The sequence below is a fragment of the Billgrantia sulfidoxydans genome (assembly GCF_017868775.1).
Lineage (GTDB): Bacteria > Pseudomonadota > Gammaproteobacteria > Pseudomonadales > Halomonadaceae > Halomonas > Halomonas sulfidoxydans.
Genome location: NZ_CP053381.1, coordinates 1,674,712 through 1,694,306 on the forward strand (window position 1 = coordinate 1,674,712; position 19,595 = coordinate 1,694,306).

At 67.1% G+C, this 19,595-nt stretch carries 15 protein-coding genes; 13 read left to right on the forward strand and 2 right to left on the reverse strand.

Features of this window, described 5'->3' with window-relative positions; translation table 11 throughout:
- Positions 1–83 precede the first annotated feature (83 nt).
- The 8 genes from HNO51_RS07835 to acpS all read left to right on the forward strand — a co-directional run bounded on the left by HNO51_RS07835 (position 84) and on the right by acpS (position 7,904).
- Positions 84–1,508 (forward strand): DegQ family serine endoprotease, encoded by a 1,425-nt coding sequence (locus tag HNO51_RS07835; RefSeq protein ID WP_209538877.1) that lies wholly within the window; start codon positions 84–86, stop codon positions 1,506–1,508.
- Positions 1,509–1,705: 197 nt separating this feature from the next.
- Positions 1,706–3,523 (forward strand): translation elongation factor 4, encoded by a 1,818-nt coding sequence (gene lepA / locus HNO51_RS07840; RefSeq protein WP_197450507.1) that lies wholly within the window; start codon positions 1,706–1,708, stop codon positions 3,521–3,523.
- A gap of 13 nt (positions 3,524–3,536) precedes the next feature.
- Entirely contained in the window at positions 3,537–4,340 is an 804-nt protein-coding gene (gene lepB / locus HNO51_RS07845) for a signal peptidase I (RefSeq protein ID WP_197450508.1), read from the forward strand.
- Between the two features lie 24 nt (positions 4,341–4,364).
- Positions 4,365–5,057, forward strand: a complete 693-nt coding sequence (gene rnc / locus HNO51_RS07850; RefSeq protein WP_197450509.1) for a ribonuclease III — start codon at positions 4,365–4,367, stop codon at positions 5,055–5,057.
- Positions 5,054–5,953, forward strand: a complete 900-nt coding sequence (gene era / locus HNO51_RS07855; RefSeq protein ID WP_197450510.1) for a GTPase Era — start codon at positions 5,054–5,056, stop codon at positions 5,951–5,953. The genes rnc and era overlap by 4 nt, the downstream gene beginning before the upstream one ends.
- Positions 5,954–6,004: 51 nt before the next feature.
- The gene (gene recO, locus HNO51_RS07860; protein ID WP_209538878.1) at positions 6,005–6,706 is read left to right on the forward strand and encodes a DNA repair protein RecO; all 702 of its coding nucleotides are present in this window, start codon (positions 6,005–6,007) and stop codon (positions 6,704–6,706) included.
- A 32-nt stretch (positions 6,707–6,738) separates the two neighbouring features.
- A complete protein-coding gene (pdxJ, locus tag HNO51_RS07865; RefSeq protein ID WP_209538879.1) occupies positions 6,739–7,524 on the forward strand; it encodes a pyridoxine 5'-phosphate synthase in 786 nt (261 codons plus the stop codon).
- Entirely contained in the window at positions 7,521–7,904 is a 384-nt protein-coding gene (gene acpS, locus HNO51_RS07870; RefSeq protein WP_209538880.1) for a holo-ACP synthase, read from the forward strand. Before pdxJ ends, acpS begins: the two co-directional genes overlap by 4 nt.
- Here the strand turns inward: acpS and HNO51_RS07875 are convergent.
- Complete coding sequence (locus tag HNO51_RS07875) at positions 7,838–10,558, reverse strand: ATP-binding protein (protein ID WP_209538881.1); 2,721 nt, start codon at positions 10,556–10,558, stop codon at positions 7,838–7,840. The genes acpS and HNO51_RS07875 overlap by 67 nt on opposite strands.
- Before the next feature lie 117 nt (positions 10,559–10,675).
- Between HNO51_RS07875 and cysM the strand changes: the two genes are divergently transcribed.
- The 5 genes from cysM to ppc are packed head-to-tail and all read left to right on the forward strand — an operon-like array spanning position 10,676 to position 18,809.
- A complete protein-coding gene (gene cysM / locus HNO51_RS07880) occupies positions 10,676–11,572 on the forward strand; it encodes a cysteine synthase CysM (protein ID WP_197450515.1) in 897 nt (298 codons plus the stop codon).
- A 1-nt stretch (position 11,573) separates the two neighbouring features.
- On the forward strand, positions 11,574–12,992 hold the full coding sequence (locus tag HNO51_RS07885) for a TRAM domain-containing protein (RefSeq protein ID WP_209538882.1): 1,419 nt from the start codon (positions 11,574–11,576) through the stop codon (positions 12,990–12,992).
- Between the two features lie 2 nt (positions 12,993–12,994).
- Complete coding sequence (gene relA / locus HNO51_RS07890) at positions 12,995–15,271, forward strand: GTP diphosphokinase (protein ID WP_197450517.1); 2,277 nt, start codon at positions 12,995–12,997, stop codon at positions 15,269–15,271.
- Positions 15,268–16,164, forward strand: a complete 897-nt coding sequence (mazG, locus tag HNO51_RS07895; protein WP_209538883.1) for a nucleoside triphosphate pyrophosphohydrolase — start codon at positions 15,268–15,270, stop codon at positions 16,162–16,164. Before relA ends, mazG begins: the two co-directional genes overlap by 4 nt.
- The gene (gene ppc / locus HNO51_RS07900; RefSeq protein WP_209538884.1) at positions 16,161–18,809 is read left to right on the forward strand and encodes a phosphoenolpyruvate carboxylase; all 2,649 of its coding nucleotides are present in this window, start codon (positions 16,161–16,163) and stop codon (positions 18,807–18,809) included. The genes mazG and ppc overlap by 4 nt, the downstream gene beginning before the upstream one ends.
- A gap of 99 nt (positions 18,810–18,908) precedes the next feature.
- Here the strand turns inward: ppc and HNO51_RS07905 are convergent, their stop codons facing one another.
- Complete coding sequence (locus HNO51_RS07905; RefSeq protein ID WP_197450520.1) at positions 18,909–19,568, reverse strand: peroxiredoxin; 660 nt, start codon at positions 19,566–19,568, stop codon at positions 18,909–18,911.
- Positions 19,569–19,595 lie beyond the last annotated feature (27 nt).

A 19,595-nucleotide genomic window follows, 5' to 3' on the forward strand; every position in this document is an offset into this window, starting at 1 on the left:
AACAAGTACGAGCCACCTTGAAAAGCGACGCGTGGCTCCCTAGTTACCGCTTGAAACGACGTTAAGCTGATGCAGGAGCTCATATGAAACCGTTGACGCGACAGTTCTCTCTCTGGGCGCTGCTGTTGGCCGTGCTGCTGTCGTGGCAGTCTGCCTTCGCCCGTGACCTGCCCGACTTCACCGAGCTGGTCGAGCAGGCTGCTCCCGGGGTGGTCAATATCTCGACCACCCGGGCCATGCCGGATCGTTCGCAGGGCTTCGAGGGGTTCGGCGGCCAGGAGATACCCGAGATCTTCCGCCACTTCTTCGGCGACCGCTTCCCGATGCCGCCCGGAGGCGGTGGCCCTGGGCGGGGCGGTGAGCGGCAGTCGCTGGGGTCCGGCTTCGTCATCAGTGAAGATGGCTACATCCTGACCAATGCCCACGTGGTCGAGGGAGCCGACGAGATCCTCGTGCGCCTCAACGACCGTCGAGAGCTGCAAGCCGAACTGGTCGGGGCCGATACCCAGACGGACGTCGCCCTGCTCAAGGTGGACGCCTCGGATCTGCCGACGCTGAACATGGGCGATTCCGACGAGCTTCGTGTGGGGGAGTGGGTGGCCGCCATCGGCTCTCCCTTCGGCTTCGACCATTCGGTGACCGCCGGCATCGTCAGTGCGATCAACCGCACGCTGCCGCGTGATGCCTACGTACCCTTCATCCAGACCGACGTGGCGATCAACCCCGGCAACTCGGGCGGGCCGTTGTTCAACCTGGATGGTGAAGTGGTGGGGATCAACTCGCAGATCTTTACCCGCAGCGGCGGCTTCATGGGGCTGTCTTTCGCCATTCCCATCAACGTGGCCATGGACGTGGCCAGCCAGATTCGCGACGACGGCCGCGTGCATCGTGGCTGGCTCGGGGTGATGATCCAGCCGGTGTCTCGCGACCTGGCCGAGTCGTTTGGCATGGACAGCCCCAGCGGCGCCCTGATTGCCGATCTCGACCCCGCGGGGCCGGCGGCACAGGCGGGCCTGCAGGCGGGCGACATCGTGCTGGAAGTCGACGGGGAGGAGGTCGAACGCTCGCGCAACCTGCCGCGCCTGATCGGTCGGGTCACGCCGGGCAATGAAGCCGAGCTGACCATCCTACGCGACGGGGAGCGCCAGGAGATCGCGGTGACCATCGGCGACTGGCCCGACAGCGAGCAGTCCGAGCAGGCGAGCGGCGGTGGGTCGGATGCCCAGGCGCGGCTGGGCATCGCCGTGGCCGAGCTCGATGAGGCCGAGCGTCAGCGCCTCGGGATCGACAGCGGTGTGCTGGTGCGTGACGTCGACCCCCGCGGGGCGGCGGCCGAGGCCAAGATCCTGCCGGGCGACGTGATCGTCAGCCTCGACCACCACGTCGTGGAGAGCGCCGAGCAGCTGCGCGAACTGGCTGCGAACCTGCCCACCGATCGCGCCGTACCCGTGCGCCTGTATCGCGAAGGGCGCTCCCTGTTCGTGGCGTTGCGCCTGGGGCGTGACTGAACCGACCCGGTGCCGGACGAGTACAGGACACCTCCCGCCTTGGCGGGAGGTGTTCGTGTTTTTTCAGGGCTCAGGCCGCTGAGCTGTCCAACCTCGGGTCATGCCGGTACAATACCGGCCATCGAATTCTCATGACGTTAGCGGGCGCCGATGACTCTGCCGCTGCCGCGCTCGTGTCGAACACCGGATTGGGCTAGATGAGCAACGAAGCAAGCAACGAAAAACTGAAGCACATTCGGAATTTCTCGATCATTGCCCATATCGACCACGGCAAGTCGACCCTGGCGGACCGCCTGATCCAGACCTGCGGTGGGCTTTCCGAGCGCGAACTGAAGGAGCAGGTGCTCGATTCGATGGATCTCGAGCGCGAGCGCGGCATCACAATCAAGGCCCAGTCGGTCACGCTCGACTACCAGGCCCAGGATGGCAATACCTACCAGCTCAACTTCATCGACACCCCGGGGCACGTGGATTTCTCCTACGAGGTGTCGCGTTCACTGTATGCCTGCGAAGGGGCACTGCTGGTGGTGGATGCGGCCCAGGGCGTCGAGGCGCAGTCGGTGGCCAACTGCTACACCGCCATCGAGCAGGGGCTCGAGGTGCTGCCGGTCCTCAACAAGATGGACCTGCCCCAGGCCGATCCCGACAAGGTCTCCCACGAGATCGAGGAAATCATCGGGCTGGACGCCACCGACGCCTGTCAGGTGTCGGCCAAGAGCGGGCTCGGCATCGATGCGCTGCTCGAGCGCCTGGTACGCGACATTCCGCCGCCCAAGGGCGACCCCGAGGGGCCGCTGCAGGCACTGATCATCGATTCCTGGTTCGACAACTACCTCGGCGTGGTCTCGCTGGTGCGCATCTTCGACGGCACCCTGAAGAAGGGCGAGAAGATCCGCATCAAGTCCACCGGGCGTGACTGGCAGGCCAACGAGGTGGGCATCTTCACGCCGCTGCGCAAGGAAACCAACATCCTGCGTGCCGGCGAGGTCGGTTTCGTGGTGGCCGGCATCAAGGATATCCACGGTGCCCCGGTGGGCGACACCATCACCCACGCCAAGACCCCGGATGTGCCGCGTTTGCCCGGCTTCCAGAAGGTCAAGCCGCAGGTCTATGCCGGCATGTTCCCGGTCAGCGCCGACGACTACGAGGATTTCCGCGATGCGCTGGAGAAGCTGGCGCTGAACGATGCCTCGCTGGAATACGAGCCCGAGAACTCCGACGCGCTGGGCTTCGGCTTCCGCGTCGGCTTCCTCGGCACCCTGCACATGGAGATCATCCAGGAGCGGCTCGAGCGCGAATACGACCTGGATCTGCTCACCACGGCGCCTACCGTGGTCTATGAACTGGCGATGAAGAACGGCGACGTCAAGTACGTCTCCAATCCCTCTAAATTGCCCGACATGGCCGACGTGGATGAGATGCGCGAGCCGATCGTGCGTGCCAGCATCCTGGTGCCGCAGGAGTTCGTCGGCAACGTCATCATGGAGTGCGAGAACCGTCGCGGCAACCAGCTCGACATGCAGTTCCTCGGCAGCCAGATCCAGCTCACCTACGAGCTGCCCATGAGCGAAGTGGTGATGGACTTCTTCGACCGCCTCAAGTCCATCTCCAAGGGCTATGCCTCGCTGGACTACAACTTCGAGCGCTTCGAGGCGGCCAAGCTGGTGCGCCTGGACGTGTTGATCAACGGCGACCGGGTCGACGCCTTGGCGGTGATCATCCACCGCGACCATGCCCATTCGCGCGGCCGCGTGCTGGTCGAGAAGATGAAGGAACTGATTCCGCGCCAGATGTTCGACGTGGCGATCCAGGCCGCCATCGGCGGCCAGGTGGTGGCGCGCTCCACGGTCAAGGCGCTGCGCAAGAACGTCACCGCGAAGTGCTATGGCGGTGACGTGACGCGCAAGAAGAAGCTGCTCGAGAAGCAGAAAGCGGGCAAGAAACGCATGAAACAGGTCGGTCGGGTGGAAATTCCCCAGGACGCCTTCCTGGCCGTGCTCAAGGTGAACGACTAGGAACGCCGACGCTATGGATTTTTCACTTTTGTTGGTGGTGGCCGTGGCCGCCACCGGCCTGATCTGGCTGCTCGACATCGTCTGGCTGCGTCCCGCCCGGCGCCAGAGGCTGGCCGCCGTGGAGGCGGGCACCACCGAAGGACTCGACGAGACCGCCCGTGAGCGGGCGATGAAGGAGCCCTGGCCGGTCGACTATGCGCGCTCCTTCTTCCCCGTGCTGCTGGTGGTGCTGCTGCTGCGCAGCTTCCTGGTGGAGCCGTTCCAGATCCCTTCCGGTTCGATGCGTCCGACCCTCGAGGTGGGCGATTTCATCCTGGTCAACAAGTACGCCTACGGCCTGCGCCTGCCGGTGACCCATACCCGCGTCCTCGAACTCGGCGAGCCCGAGCGCGGCGACGTGATGGTATTCCGCTTTCCCAGCGAACCCTCGGTGAACTTCATCAAGCGGGTGGTCGGGCTGCCGGGCGACACCGTGCGCTACGAGGACAAGCAGCTCTACGTCAATGGAGAACTCGTGCCCAAGCAACTGCTGGACGAGACGCCTTCCTCGGCGCCCGGCGAGTGGCTGCTGGAGGAGCGACTGGGCGAGGTCAGCCATCGTATCTACAATAACCCACGTGACCCGGGTCCCCGCGTGCGCGAGATCGTCGTGCCCGACGGGCACTATTTCACCATGGGTGACAACCGCGATCATTCCAACGACAGCCGCTACTGGGGCTTCGTGCCCGAGGAGAACGTCGTCGGCCGGGCGTTCGCCGTGTGGATGCACTGGGATGGTGGCTTGCCCAGCTTTACCCAGGTTCGCCGCATCCATTGATGGACCAGAAATAACAGGAATGACGTGAGCAAATCCCTTACCGCCTTCAGCCGCCGCATCGGCCACAGTTTTCGCGACGACTCGCTGCTGGAACTGGCCATGACCCACCGCAGCTTCGGAGGCCAGAACAACGAGCGTCTGGAGTTCCTCGGCGACTCCATCGTCAACTTCGTCATCGCCGAGGCCTTGTACGAACGCTTCCCGCAGGCCCGGGAAGGGCAGCTGTCGCGTCTGCGCGCGCGCCTGGTACGTGGCCAGACCCTGGCCGAGCTGGCCCGCGAGATGGCCTTCGGCGAGTGCCTTCGCCTGGGTTCCGGCGAGATGAAGAGCGGCGGGCACCGGCGCGACTCGATCCTCGCCGACGCGGTCGAGGCCGTGCTCGGGGCGATCTATCTCGATGCCGGCATGGACGTGGCCCGGGCCCGCGTGCTGGCCTGGTACGCCGAGCGCCTGGAGTCGATCGACCTGCAGGACACCCAGAAGGATCCCAAGACCCGTTTGCAGGAGTTTCTGCAGTCGCGCCAGTCGCCATTGCCGCGCTACGAGGTCGTCTCGGTGGAGGGCGAGGCCCACGACCAGACCTTCACCGTGGAGTGTCACGTCGAACTGCTGGCTTCCCACACCCTGGGCACTGGGTCCAGCCGCCGCCACGCCGAGCAGCAGGCCGCCGAACTCGCGCTGCTCCAGTTGGAGAATCGCAAGGGACAGAAAGCATGAGCGAGACATGTGGCTTCGTGGCCATCGTTGGTCGCCCCAACGTCGGCAAGTCGACCCTGATGAACCGGATTCTCGGTCAGAAGGTCTCGATCACCTCACGCCGGCCCCAGACCACCCGGCATCAGGTCATGGGTATCAAGACCGAGGGGGAAGCGCAGTTCATCTACGTCGATACGCCGGGCATCCACATCCTCGGGCGCGACCGTAACAAGGCGATCAATCGCTTCATGAACCAGGCGGCCACCCAGGCCCTGCGCGACGTCGACTGCGTGGTCTTCATCATCGACCGCACGCGCTGGACCGACGAGGATCAGGTGGTGCTGGCGCGGCTCGAGCACGTCGAGGCGCCGGTGATCCTCGCGGTCAACAAGGTCGACCGGCTCGAGGACAAGAGCACGCTGCTGCCGTGGCTCGGCGAGGTCGGAGCGCGGCGCGACTTTGCCGCCATCATTCCCATCTCGGCCAAGCATGGCACCAACGTGCCGGAGCTCGAGGCGGAAGTGGCCAAGCATCTGCCCGAGGGGACGCATCATTTTCCCGACGATCAGATCACCGACCGGAGCCAGCGTTTCCTGGCGGCCGAGCTGGTGCGCGAGAAAATCATGCGCCAGCTCGGCGACGAGCTGCCCTACCAGGTCACGGTGGAGATCGAGGAGTTCCGCGACGAGGGCAGGGTGGTTCATATCAGCGCGCTCATCCTGGTGGAGCGAGACGGACAGAAGAAGATCCTCATCGGCGACAAGGGCGAGCGGATCAAGAGCATCGGCCGCGAGGCGCGGCTCGACATGGAGCGCGCATTCGACGCCAAGGTCATGCTCAACCTGTGGGTCAAGGTGAAGCGCGGCTGGTCGGACGACGAGCGGGCGCTGAAGAGCCTGGGTTACGACCTGGACTGAGACTGCCCCGACCTGTCTGCGCTTGTCCCCACTTCGTTCAGGCGACCCACCATGCAGCCGCAGCCGGCCTTTCTCCTTCATAAACGCCCCTATCGCGAGACCAGTGCACTGGTCGAGCTGTTCACCCTCGAACATGGCCGTGTGCGCGCGGTGGCCCAAGGGGTGCAGCGCCCAGGCTCGCGCTCGCGGGGTCGGCTGCAGCCCTTCGCCCCGCTGCACGTGACCTGGGTGGGCGAAGGCGAGCTCAAGCGCCTGCGCCTGATGGAGAGCCGCGGCGCGGCGGCGCTGCTCGCCGGCGAGGGCCTGCTGTGCGGCCTCTACGCCAACGAGCTGCTGACGCGAACGCTGCCGGTCGAGCTGCCGACGCCGGAGGTGTTCGCCTTCTATGCCGCCCTGCTCGAGGCGTTGCCACGCCCGGAGGGCCGTGCCGTGGCGCTGCGGCGCCTGGAATTCGCCCTGCTCGATACGCTGGACGCCTCGCCGCGCTTTACCACGCCGGAAGGCGGCGAACTCGACCCTCACGGCCGTTATCGCTTCGATACCGCATCGCGGGCCTTCGTGCCCGGCGAGCCGGGGCTCGACGGGCGCACCCTGCGCCTGCTGGCCGGCGGCGACTGGGCGGCACCGGGCCTGGCCGGCCCAGCCAAGGCGATTGCACGTGCGGCGCTGGCTCCCTTGCTCGGTTCGCGTCCGCTGCGCTCCCGCGAGCTGATGCGCCAGCTTGCCGAGCGGCGCCGTTCCCCCTCACACTGAAAGTGTTTCCTATCGACCCGCTGGAGAACGTCATGCATCCCCCGCGCATACTGCTCGGCGTCAATATCGATCACATCGCTACGCTGCGTCAGGCGCGCGGCACGCGCTATCCCGACCCCGTCCAGGCGGCGCTGCTGGTCGAGGAAGCCGGCGCCGACGGCATTACCGTGCACCTGCGCGAGGATCGACGGCACATTCAGGAGCGCGACGTGCGCCTTCTCACCGAGGTGCTCAACACGCGCATGAACCTGGAGATGGCGGTGACCGAGGAGATGCTGACGCTGGCCGAGGAGGTCCGCCCGGCGCACGTCTGCCTGGTGCCCGAGAAACGCGAGGAACTCACCACCGAGGGCGGCCTGGACGTGGCCGGCAATATCGATGCGATCTCCGCCGCCTGCCGGCGACTGGCGGCGGTGGGCTGCGAGGTGTCGCTGTTCATCGACCCCGAGCCCGACCAGATCGAGGCGGCCAGTCGCGCCGGGGCGCCGGTGATCGAGCTGCACACCGGGGCCTATGCCGAGTGCACCGGCGAAGCGGCGCGGCAGGAGCACGCGCGGCTGACGGCGGCGGCAGAGATGGCGCTGGAGCTTGGGCTCACCGTCAATGCCGGCCACGGCCTGCACTACCACAACGTCGAGGCGATCGCGGCGATTCCGGGGCTGCACGAGCTCAACATCGGCCATGCCATCATCGCCCGGGCGCTGTTCGTCGGGCTCAAGGAAGCGGTGGCGGAGATGAAGCGGCTGGTGATCGCCGGCCAGGAGGCTGGCTTCGTCGCCTCGCTGGAGGCGCACGACCACGACCACGATCACGCATGATCATCGGCATCGGCACCGACATCGCCCGGGTGGCGCGCTTCGAGGCCGCCATGGTGCGCCACGGGGAGCGCTTTCCGGCACGCGTGCTGGGTGAGTTGGAGCGTGAGCAACTGGCCAGGCGTGGCGACCGGGCGGCGTTTCTCGCCAAGCGCTTCGCCGCCAAGGAGGCCTTCGTCAAGGCGCTGGGCACCGGGTTGCGTCATGGCATGCGCTGGGCCGAGATCCAAGTGACCAACGATGCCCTGGGTCGCCCGTCATTGATGCTGTCGGGGCGGGCTCACGAGCTTGCCGCCACGGCAGGGGTCCGGGCCATTCATCTGTCCTTGAGCGACGAGGCCGAGCTGGCGCTGGCGATGGTCGTGCTGGAAGGGTACTCCTGATACGCGGCATGCCACTCGCCGAGGCGCTCGATGGCCTGGAACAGGTCGTCGATCAAGGCGTCGACGTCTGACATCCCACGCGAGCGCAGGCGCGTTTCCAGCGTTTCCGCCACCAGGGCGAGTTCGGGCGCACCGCAGTAGCGGCAGGCGCCGTTGAGCGAATGCACCACGTCCAGCAGCTTCTCGGGGTCGCCGGTGGCCAGGGCGTCGCGCAGCTCGCCCACGGTCTTCGGTAGCGACGCGACGAGCTCGCCCAGCAATTCGCGCGCCAGGCGCTCGTTGCCGTTGGCCAGGCGGGTGCCGAGCCCCATGTCGACGACGGCCAGCTCGCTGGCGAGCCCTGACTCCTGCGCGGCGGGCAGCGTGGGCAGTAACGTCGCCGGGCCGACATGGCGATGCAGAACGGCCTCCAGGCGGTTGGAATCCACCGGCTTGACCAGCACTTCCTGCATCCCCGCCGCCTGCAGCCGCTCGCGTTCGCTCTCGTGCGCATGGGCGGTGACCGCGATGACCGGGCAGTTCGACCAGTGTCCGCCCAGGCGGCGCAGGGCCTGGGTGGTCTCGATGCCGTCCATGCCCGGCATGCGTATGTCCATCAGAGCCAGGTGAAAGGGGGGACCCTCTGCCAGCGCCAGGGCCTCTTCACCGCTGGCGGCTTCGACCAGTTCCAGGCCGGGGCGCTGCAGCAATTCGCGCAGCAGGCGGCGGTTGATGGCATTGTCATCGACGACCAGCACGCGGGTCTGACGCTCCTTGACGGTGTCAGGGCAGCGTTTCGCCTTGCTGCAGCGGCGCAGGGCATCCGCCAGGGCCTGGCGCGACGCCGGCTTGCTGAGGATCTCGCAGCCGCCGGGCAGGTGCAGGTCCGGCATGTCGAGCGGTGCGACGTTGACCAGTAGCAATACCGGGCAGGGGCTCGCCTGCAGTCTCGCCCGCCACTCGTCGAGCAGCGCCTCGTTCAGCTCGGTGGGCAGCGCCGCGACCAGCAGCGACGGGTAGGGCGGCGTCAGCTCCGGCTGGTGCAGCTCTTCCACCTGGCCGCCCCACAGCGTGAGCAGGTGATTCAGCGCGTGACGCGTCGGCGCGTGCGGCTCGTAGAGGGCGACCCGGTCGTTGTCGAGGATGGGGTCGGGCGCAAGCTCTGCGGCGTCGATGACGTCCAGCGGCAACGTGAAGGAGAACGTCGAGCCCCGTGACGGTTCGCTCTCCACGGTGATCTGTCCGCCCATCTGCTCGACCAACTGGCGACTGATCGCCAGGCCCAGCCCGGAGCCGCCATAGTGGCGCGAGTGGCTGGCGGCGGCCTGGCGGAAGGCCTGGAACAGGCTGTGCTGTTCCTGCGGGGTGAGCCCGATCCCGGTGTCGCTGATGCTGACGCGCAGCAGGGCGCGGCCCTGGGCGTTCTGCTCCTCGAGCATCACCCTCACGATGACCTCGCCCTGTTCGGTGAACTTCAGCGCGTTGTGGATCAGGTTGGTCAGTACCTGGCGGATGCGCAGCGGATCGCCACGCAGCAGCGAAGGCACGTCGTCGTAGACCAGGCCCAGCAGGTGCAGCCCCTTCTGATGGGCCAGCGGTGCCTGCTGGCCCAGCGCCTCGTCGACCAGCGACACCATGTCCAGTTCGGCGCGGTCCAGCTCGAGGCGGCCAGCCTCCATGCGCGAGAAGTCGAGCACATCGTTGACCAGGGCGAGCAGGTTGTCGCAGGCGATCTGCACCTGGTCGAGCCACTCGCGCTGGCGAGGTTCGAGGCGCGAGCGTCCCAGCAGGCGGCAGAAGCCGACGATGCCGTTGAGCGGGGTGCGTATCTCGTGGCTCATGCTGGCCAGGAACTCGGACTTGATCCGGTTGGCTTCGAGCGCCCTGCGATGGGCCAGGTCGAGTTCGATGTTCTTTATCTCGATGGTCTCCATCGACTCTTCCAGGTCGGTGGTGGTCTGCTCGATCTGGCGCTGCATGTTCTCGTGGGATTGCCTGAGTTCATCGCCGAGTGCATTCACATGGCGCGCCAGGCGCCGCAGCTCGGGGGCGCCGGCCTCGACCAGGCGCGCCTCGAAGTCGCCGCCACGCAGCCGCCGCAATGCCTCGGCGGCATCGTCCAGGCTGGTGTCCACCCGCCGGCCGAGCGCCGAGGCGATCACGAACAGCAGCAGCCCGAGGATTAGCAGGCCCAGCCCCGTGATGGCGAGGCGTCGATAGTAGCCGAGGGTGAGCGGGCGGCTGTCCACGTCGAGCTCCAGCCAGGTGCGGCTGGTCACGCTGCCCTCCAGGTCGGTGGGGGCGAGCGGAACCATCAGGCGCCAGAGGTCGCTGCTGGTGTCGAGGTGTTGCTCGAGCGGTGGCGTCGTCGCGACCTGGGCGCGATTGCGGCCCAGCTCCAGCTGGATCATGCCGCTGTCGGAATAGATCCCCACGCCGCGCGCCTCTTCGATGTCCAGCAGGCGCCTGGCCATGCCGTCCAGCCGCGACTGGTCGGCCTCGATGACGGCCCGGGCCATTTCGGGGGCCTGCTGTTCGACGGCGGTAATGATGCGGTCGTGCAGGGCCGCCTTGCGCCATTCGGTATCCAGGTGCAGCACGAATGCCGCCACGAGCAACAGCACCAGCAGGGGAAGACACAGTATCCACAGCGTCAGGCGATTTCCGAGCGACATCGGCATTCCTTGGTCACGGGCCTTTCCGCTCAGTATGCCACATTGTCGAGGCATGCCTGTCCAGCGCTTGACGGCACGGATATACTAGCGAAAAGACCTTACCCTAAGGACGCTTACATGCAGTTCCCTACCATCGAGGATATCGTTGGGCATACGCCGTTGATTCGCCTCAAGCACATCACGGCAGGGCGCAACAACACGCTGCTGGCCAAGCTCGAGGGCAACAATCCCGCCGGCTCGGTGAAGGATCGTCCGGCACTGTCGATGCTGGAGCAGGCCGAGGCCCGGGGCGACATCTCGCCAGGCGATACCCTGATCGAAGCCACGTCGGGCAACACCGGGATCGCGCTGGCCATGGCCGCGACGATCAAGGGCTACCGCATGATCCTGATCATGCCGGAGAGCGCCTCGAGCGAGCGCAAGCAGGCCATGGCGGCCTATGGCGCCAAGCTGATCACGGTCAGCAAGGAGGGCGGCATGGAGGAGGCGCGCGACCTGGCCGAGACGATGATCGCGCGCGGCGAGGGCAAGCCGCTCAATCAGTTCGCCAACCCCGACAACCCGCTGGCGCACTACCGCGGTACCGGCCCCGAGCTGTGGGAGCAGACCGGCGGCACGATCACCCACTTCGTCAGTTCCATGGGCACCACGGGAACGATCATGGGCGTATCGGCGTACCTCAAGGAGCGCAACCCCGACATCCAGATCATCGGCCTGCAGCCGGAGGACGGCGCCAGCATTGCCGGCATCCGGCGCTGGCCCAAGGCGTACCTGCCCAGCATCTTCGATGCCAGCCGGGTCGACCGCGTGCTCGACATCGGCCAGCACGAGGCCGAAGAGCACATGCGACGCCTGGCCCGGGAGGAGGGCATTCTGGCCGGTGTCTCGTCCGGGGGAGCCCTGGCGGGCGCACTGCGCGTTGCCGAGGGCGTCGAGAACGCGGTGATCGTCTTCATCGTCTGCGACCGCGGCGATCGCTATCTCTCGACCGGGCTGTTCGCTCCGGAGGCTTGAGGTGGCAATGCTTGGCAAGCGACGGCCGGCGCGACAGCGAACCGGCGTCTCGGGGCTGCAACGACGTGGGGGCGACGCACCGGCTGCCGCGACAGCGGCGGCAGAGGCGACGGTGGTCATCGAACGGCTCGCCCACGATGGCCGGGGCGTGGCGCATGCGGCCAGCGGCAAGACCCTGTTCGTCGAAGGGGCGCTGCCCGGTGAGCGCGTCGAGGTGGCGGTACACCGCACGCGCAAGCGCTACGACGAGGCCCATGTCCGCGAGCTGCTCGAGCCGGCGGCCGAGCGGGCCGAGCCTCCCTGCCTCCACTATGGCCAGTGCGGCGGCTGCGACCTGCAGCATCTCGCCGTCGAAGCCCAGCGCGAGCACAAGCGGACGGTACTCGTCGAACTGCTCCAGCGAGAGGGCCTCGAACTGGCCGAGCCGCCCGAATTGCTGGCGGGAGAGGCGCTCGGCTACCGCCGACGAGCCCGCCTGGGCGTCAAGGTGGATGCCCAGGGGCGCGTGCATCTCGGTTTTCGCGCACGTCACGCCAGCCGGCTGATCGACATCGAGACCTGTCAGGTGCTGCAACCCGACCTGTCGGCGCTGCTCGAACCGCTGCGCGAGCTGTTGGCAGGGCTCGAAGCGCCACGCCTGGTCGGGCACCTCGAGCTGGTGGCATCCGCCACGCATCGCGTGGTGGTGGTGCGCCAACTGCGCGACAACCGCGCAGACCGGCATCGCTGGCAGGCGTTCGGCCAAGCCCATGGCGTCGGCGTGGCTCGCCTGTTGGGGCGCGAGGCGCCGAGCCTGGAGTGGTTGGGCGAGGCGCCGGCGCTCGACTACCGCTTGCCCGGGGGCGACGCGGAACTCGAGCTCGGCTTTGCGCCGGGTGATTTCATCCAGGTCAACGACCAGATCAATCGGGCGCTGGTGGCGACGGCGCGGCAGTGGCTGGCGCCGGTGGCCGGCCAGCGCGTGCTGGACCTGTTTGCCGGCATCGGCAATTTCGGCCTGCCGCTGGCGCTCGATGGCGCCGTGGTCACGGCGGCGGAGGGCAGCCCTGCCATGGTCGCCAGGCTTCAGCACAATGCGAGGCGCAACGGGCTCGACATCGAGGCCCAGCAGCTCGACCTCAACGACCAGGTGGCCGTGGCCCAGCTCCTGGCACGGCTCGCGCCCGAGGCGGTGGTGCTGGATCCGCCCCGCGACGGGGCCGATGCGGTGTGTCGCGCATTGATCGAACGCCCCGTGGCGCGGCTGGTCTACATTGCCTGTGACCCTGCCACGCTGGCGCGCGATGCGGCACGACTCGTGCATGGCGGTTATCGTCTCACTCGGGTGGCGGTGGCCGACATGTTCGTGCACACCTCGCACCTGGAGTCCCTGTTGCTGCTCGAATACGGTGCAACGCGGCCGTCATCGCAAGGAGCCTAGAGATGGTGAAAGTTCGCGACGACCAGCCACTGACGGACAATGGTGACGTCGATATCGGTCACTGGCTGGAGCGCCTTCAGGAAGACGTCAAGCTGCGCGACCCGGGGGAAATGCGCGAGGCGTGTGAACTCGCCAGGCGCCTTACCCGGGAGGCCGACCGCCCCCACAAGGCCTGGCTGCCCCAGGACACGACCTACCGCATGGGCCTCGAGATGGCGGACATCCTGGCCCTGCTCAAGCTCGACCAGCCGGCACTCGAAGCCGCCGTGCTCTATCGCGCCGTGCGCGAAGGGCTGATCTCTGCCGATGCCGTGGCGCGCCAGTTCGGCAAGGAAGTGGCGCACCTGATCGAGGGCGTGCTGCAGATGGCGGCCATCAGCAACGCCCAGGTGCCCAGCCAAGGCCTGGTCCAGCACGACCAGCAGGACAACCTGCGCAAGATGCTGGTCACGATGATCGACGACGTGCGCGTGGCGCTGATCAAGATCGCCGAGCGCACCTGTGCGCTGCGCCAGGTCAAGGACGCCCCGCGCGAGAAGCGCCTGCAGGTGGCCCGCGAGGTGTTCGACATCTATGCCCCGCTGGCCCATCGGCTGGGCATCGGTCAGGTCAAGTGGGAGCTCGAGGACCTCTCCTTCCGCTACCTGCACGAGGACGACTACAAGGCGATCGCCCGTCAGCTGGCCGAGAAGCGCCTCGACCGCGACCGCTACATCCACGACGTGGTCGAAACCCTCAAGGGCATGCTCGAGGCCCAGGGCATCAACCGGTACGAGGTCAACGGTCGCGCCAAGCACATCTACTCGATCTGGCGCAAGATGAAGCGCAAGCGCATCGACTTCTCCCAGGTCAACGACGTGCGCGCGGTGCGCATCCTGGTGCCGGAGGTGGCCGACTGCTACACCGTGCTGGGGTTGGTGCACTCGCGCTGGCACCACGTGCCCAACGAGTTCGACGATTACATCGCCAACCCCAAGAAGAACGGCTACCAGTCGTTGCACACCGCCGTGCTGGGGCCCGAGAACAAGGTGCTGGAGATCCAGATCCGCACCTTCACCATGCACGACGAGGCCGAGCTCGGCGTCTGCGCCCACTGGCGCTACAAGGGGCACGACACCGGCGGCAAGAGTACCAGCTACGAGGAGAAGATCGCCTGGCTGCGCCAGGTCCTCGAGTGGCAGGACGAGGTCGGCGACTTCAGCGACCTGCGCGAAGGGCTCTCCAGCGACGTGGCGCCGGACCGCATCTACGTGTTCACGCCGGACGGCCACGTCATCGACCTGCCGCGCATCGCCACGCCCATCGATTTCGCCTACCGGGTGCATACCGAGGTCGGCCACCGTTGCCGCGGGGCCAAGGTCGATGGCCGCATCGTGCCGCTCACCTACAAGCTAAGGACCGGCCAACAGGTCGAGATCCTCACCGCCAGCAAGGGCGGTCCCAGCCGCGACTGGCTCAACCCCAGCCTCGGCTACGTGCGCACTTCGCGCGCGCGGGCCAAGATCCAGTCGTGGTTCAAGCACCAGGCCCGCGAGCAGAACCTGGAGGAAGGCAAGGCGCTGTTCGATCGCGAGATGAAGCGTCTCGACGTGGAGGACATGGACCTCGCCACCCTGGCGCAGAAAGTCAACTACCAGACCCCCGAGGACATGTACGCTGCGCTGGGGGCGGGGGACCTTCGCATCGGCCAGGTACTGCACCAGGCCCAGCAGCTGTTCGGCGAGACCGACGACCAGGAGCAGCTCGATCGCCTGCTGGCCAAGCCGCGGCGCGACTCGGGCAAGGGGGCCGCCAGCGACATCACCGTGCTCGGCGTGGGCAATCTCAAGACCAGCATGGCCAACTGCTGCCATCCGGTGCCCGGCGAGCCGATCGTCGGCTTCATCACCCAGGGCCGCGGCGTCACCGTGCATCGTCAGGACTGCCCCAACATCCTGCAGCTGCGCCTGGACGAGCCGCAGCGGGTCATCGAGGTGGAGTGGGGGCAGCGTGCCCGTACCCAATACCCGGTCGACATCGAGATACAGGCCTGGGACCGTTCCGGCCTGTTGCGCGACGTCACCGGCATTCTCGGCAACGAGAAGGTCAACGTGCTGTCGGTGAACACCCTGACCGATACCCGCGACGGCATCGCCCGCATGCGCATCACCGTGGAAGTCGATGGCTTGGAGACGCTGGGCAGATTGTTCTCGCGCATCCAGCAGCTGTCCAACGTGATCGAGGTCCAGCGCCTGCGCACGGGCGCCAAGGGAGCCAAGCACAAGGGGAGCGGCCCATGAGCGAGACCCGCCACGCCATCGACGACCTGCTGACGCTGATGGCCGTGCTGCGCGACCCCGGGCAGGGCTGTCCGTGGGATCTCGAGCAGGACTGGGACAGCATCGTGCCGCACACCCTCGAGGAGGCCTACGAGGTGGCCGATGCCATCGAGCGTCGTGCCTGGGAGGAGCTGCCCGGCGAACTCGGCGACCTGCTGTTCCAGGTGGTCTACTACAGCCAGTTCGCCCGGGAAGAGGGGCGCTTCGACTTCCACGACGTGGTGCACACCCTGACCGACAAGATGGTGCGTCGCCATCCCCACGTCTTTCCCGATGGTACCCTGGCGTCGCGTCGCCCGCCCGGCGTGAGTGCCGAGCAGGTCGAGACGCAGTTGGTCAACAGCCGCTGGGAGTCGCTCAAGGCAGATGAACGTGCCGCCCGCGGCGAGGAGGAGACGCCGGCCTCGGTGCTCGACGACGTGCCGCGCCTGCTGCCGGCGCTCTCGCGTGCCGCCAAGCTCTCCAAGCGCGCGGCCCGGGTGGGCTTCGACTGGCCCGATGCCGCCGGCGTGATCGCCAAGATCCGCGAGGAGCTCGACGAGGTCGAGCAGGCCCTGGCCGAGGGCGACCACCGCCATGCGGCACGCGAAGTGGGCGACCTGCTGTTCGCCGTGACCAACCTGGCGCGTACCCTCAAGGCCGACCCCGAGCAGTGCCTGCGCGAGACCAACGCCAAGTTCGAGCGGCGCTTCCGCCACGTCGAATCGGCCTTGGCCGAGCGCGGCGTGACCACCCGCGACGTCGACCTGGCCACCATGGAGGCGCATTGGCAAGAGGCCAAGCAGCTCGAGCGCACAGCTTCCGCACCCTCAGCGGGACATTTCGAATCGACTTCAGGAGGAGATCGGCCATGAGTGGCGATCTGCACGAATCCCTACGCGACAACGTACGCATCCTCGGCGACAGCCTGGGCCGCACCATCGCCGATGACCTGGGCAAGGGCTTCGTCGACCGCATCGAGACCATCCGCGGCCTGGCCAAGAGCGGCCGACAGGGGGACGTGCAGAGCAGTCGCGAGCTGATCGAGTACCTGCGCAAGCTGCCCGACCGCGACCTGCTGCCGGTCACCCGTGCGTTCAACCAGTTCCTCAACCTGGCCAACATCGCCGAGCAGCACTACCGGGCGCGCTTTCGTCGCGTGGAGGATTACAAGCCCGGTTCGCAGCCGGTGCTGTCGGAACTGCTCGAGCGGGCTCGCGATGCCGGCCATGCGCCGCGCAAGCTGGTGGAGAGCCTGGCCACCATGCGCGTGGAGCTGGTGCTGACCGCCCACCCCACCGAGGTCATCCGGCGAACCCTGATCCAGAAGTACGATGCCATCGATGAGTGCCTCACCGTGATCGAATCCTCGCTGGACTATCCCGAGCGGGCCAGCCGCGCCCGTGGGCGCCTCGAGGAGCTGATCAGTCAGGCCTGGCACACCGACGAGATCCGTCACGAACGGCCGACGCCGGTGGACGAGGCCAAGTGGGGCTTCGCGGTGATCGAGAACTCGCTGTGGCAGGCGGTGCCGGCGTTCCACCGCGATCTCGACAGCCTGCTGCTTGAATCCGCCGGCGAGCGCCTGCCGCTGGATGCCGCACCGATCGTCTTCGCCTCGTGGATGGGCGGCGACCGCGACGGCAATCCCAACGTCACCTCGCGGGTCACCCGTGAGGTGCTGCTGCTGGGGCGCTGGATGGCGGCGGACCTCTACCTGCGCGACCTGGAACAGCTCAAGGCCGAGCTTTCCATGTGGAAGTGCAACAGCGCGCTGCGCGCCGAGGTGGGCAACGTCGCCGAGCCCTACCGCGAGCTGCTCAAGCGCCTGCTGCAGCGGGTCGAGGCGACCCGCGACTGGGCCAAGGCCCAGCTCGACGGGCGCAGCTACGAGGGTGGTCCGATCATCGAGAACAGCGACCAGCTCTACGCGCCGCTGCTCACCTGCTACCGTTCGCTGTGCGATGTGGGCCTCGACACCATCGCCAACGGCGCCCTGCTCGACACCCTGCGTCGAGTGGCGGTATTCGGCGTGACCCTGACCAAGCTCGACATCCGCCAGGAGGCGAGCCGCCACGCCCTGGTCATGGAGGAACTGACCCAGACCCTGGGGCTCGGTCACTACCGCGACTGGAGCGAGGAGCAGCGCCAGGCCTTCCTGCTGGCCGAGCTGGAATCGCGCCGGCCGCTGATCCCGAGGCGCTGGGAGTGCTCGGCCGAGACCCGCGAGGTTCTCGATACTTTCCTGGTCATCGCCAACGAGCAGTCCGAGGCGCTCGGCACCTACATCATCTCCATGGCCGGCCAGCCATCCGATGTGCTCACGGTGGCACTGCTGATGAAGGAGGTCGGGGGTGTCGTGTCGCTGCCCATCGCCCCGCTGTTCGAGACTCTCGACGACCTCAACCGCGCCGGCGACGTGATCGACCGCCTGCTGGCGCTGCCGGGCTATCGGGCACTGGCCGGCGAGCGCCAGGAGGTGATGATCGGCTACTCCGATTCGGCCAAGGACGCCGGCCAGCTGGCGGCGGCCTGGGCCCAGTACCGCGCGCAGGAGCGGCTGGTGGAGGTGTGCCGTCACCACGGTGTCGACCTGACCCTGTTCCATGGCCGCGGCGGTGCGGTGGGGCGCGGCGGTGGTCCGGCCTATGCGGCCATCCTGTCCCAGCCGCCGGGCTCGGTGAACGGCAGCCTGCGCGTCACCGAGCAGGGCGAGATGATCCGCTTCAAGTTCGGCCAGCCCGACATCGCCCTGCGTTCCATGGAGATCTACGCCTGTGCGGTGCTGGAGGCGAGCCTGCTGCCGCCGCCGGCGCCCGAGCCGCACTGGCGTGAGGAGATGGACCGGCTGGCCGGGATCGCCCACCGCGCCTATGTCGGCGTGGTACGCGAGGATCCCGACTTCGTGCCCTATTTCCGCGCGGTGACGCCGGAGGGCGTGCTGGGGCATCTGCCGCTGGGCTCGCGCCCGACCAAGCGTCGCCAGGATGGCGGGGTGGAGACCCTGCGTGCAATTCCGTGGATCTTCGCCTGGACCCAGATTCGCCTGATGCTGCCGGCCTGGCTGGGCAGCGGCGAAGCGTTCTCGGCGCGGATCGAGGAGGAGGGCGGCCTCGAGGTGCTACGCGAGATGCGCGATCGCTGGCCCTTCTTCGGCACCTACCTGGACATGCTGGAGATGCTGCTGGCCAAGGCTGACGTGGGCATCGCCTCCTACTACGAACAGCGCCTGGTCGACGAGCCGGCGCTCAAGGAGCTGGGCGCCCAGCTGCGCCAGCGCTTCACCCGGCTGCAGTCGGTGGTGCTGGAAATTCTCGACCAGCCGCAGCTGCTGGAACAGACCCCTCTGATCCGCCAGGCGATCGAGGTACGCAACCCCTACATCGACCCGCTGCATGGCCTCCAGGCGGAGCTTTTGCAACGTAACCGCGACGCCGACGGCGCCATCAGCGGCGAACTCTCGCGCGCGTTGATGGTGACCATGGCGGGGATTGCCGCGGGGTTGCGCAACACGGGCTAACGAGTGTCTGCGCTCGTGCCTTGGTCCTGTCGTTACGCCCAGACATGAATCGCCCCGGCTTGGCCGGGGCGATTCATGTGCAGTAGGTTCAGCCGTGTCTTACTGGGGCTGCTTGACGGTACGCAGGTAGGGCTTGATGGTGGTGAAGCCTTCCGGGTACTTCTTCTTGGCCTCCTCGTCGCTGACCGCTGGGGGGATGATCACATCGTCCCCGGGTCGCCAGTTCACCGGCGTAGCCACGGTGTGCTTGGCGTTGAGCTGGATCGAATCGAGCAGGCGCATCACCTCGTTGAAGTCGCGGCCCGAGGTCATCGGGTAGACCAGCATCGCCTTGACCTTCTTGTCCGGCCCGATGATGAACACCGAACGCACCGTGGCGTTGTCGGCCGGCGTGCGGCCCTCGGCGCTGCCGCTCTCCTCGGCGGGCAGCATGTCATAGAGCTTGGCGACTTCGAGCTTGTCGTCGCCGATCATCGGGTAGTTGGGCGCGGTGCCCTGGGTTTCCTCGATGTCCTTGGCCCAGGCGGCGTGGTTGTCGACCGGATCCACCGACAGGCCGATGATCTTGGTGTTGCGCTTGTCGAACTCGGGCTTGAGCCTGGCCATGTAGCCCAGCTCGGTAGTGCACACCGGGGTGAAGTCCTTGGGGTGCGAGAAGAGAATGCACCAGCTGTCACCGATCCATTCGTGAAAGTTCAGCGTACCCTGGGTGGTTTGCGCCGTGAAATCGGGCGCGGTATCGCCGATTCTGAGACTCATCTTCGTGACTCCAGGAACAGGTTCAGG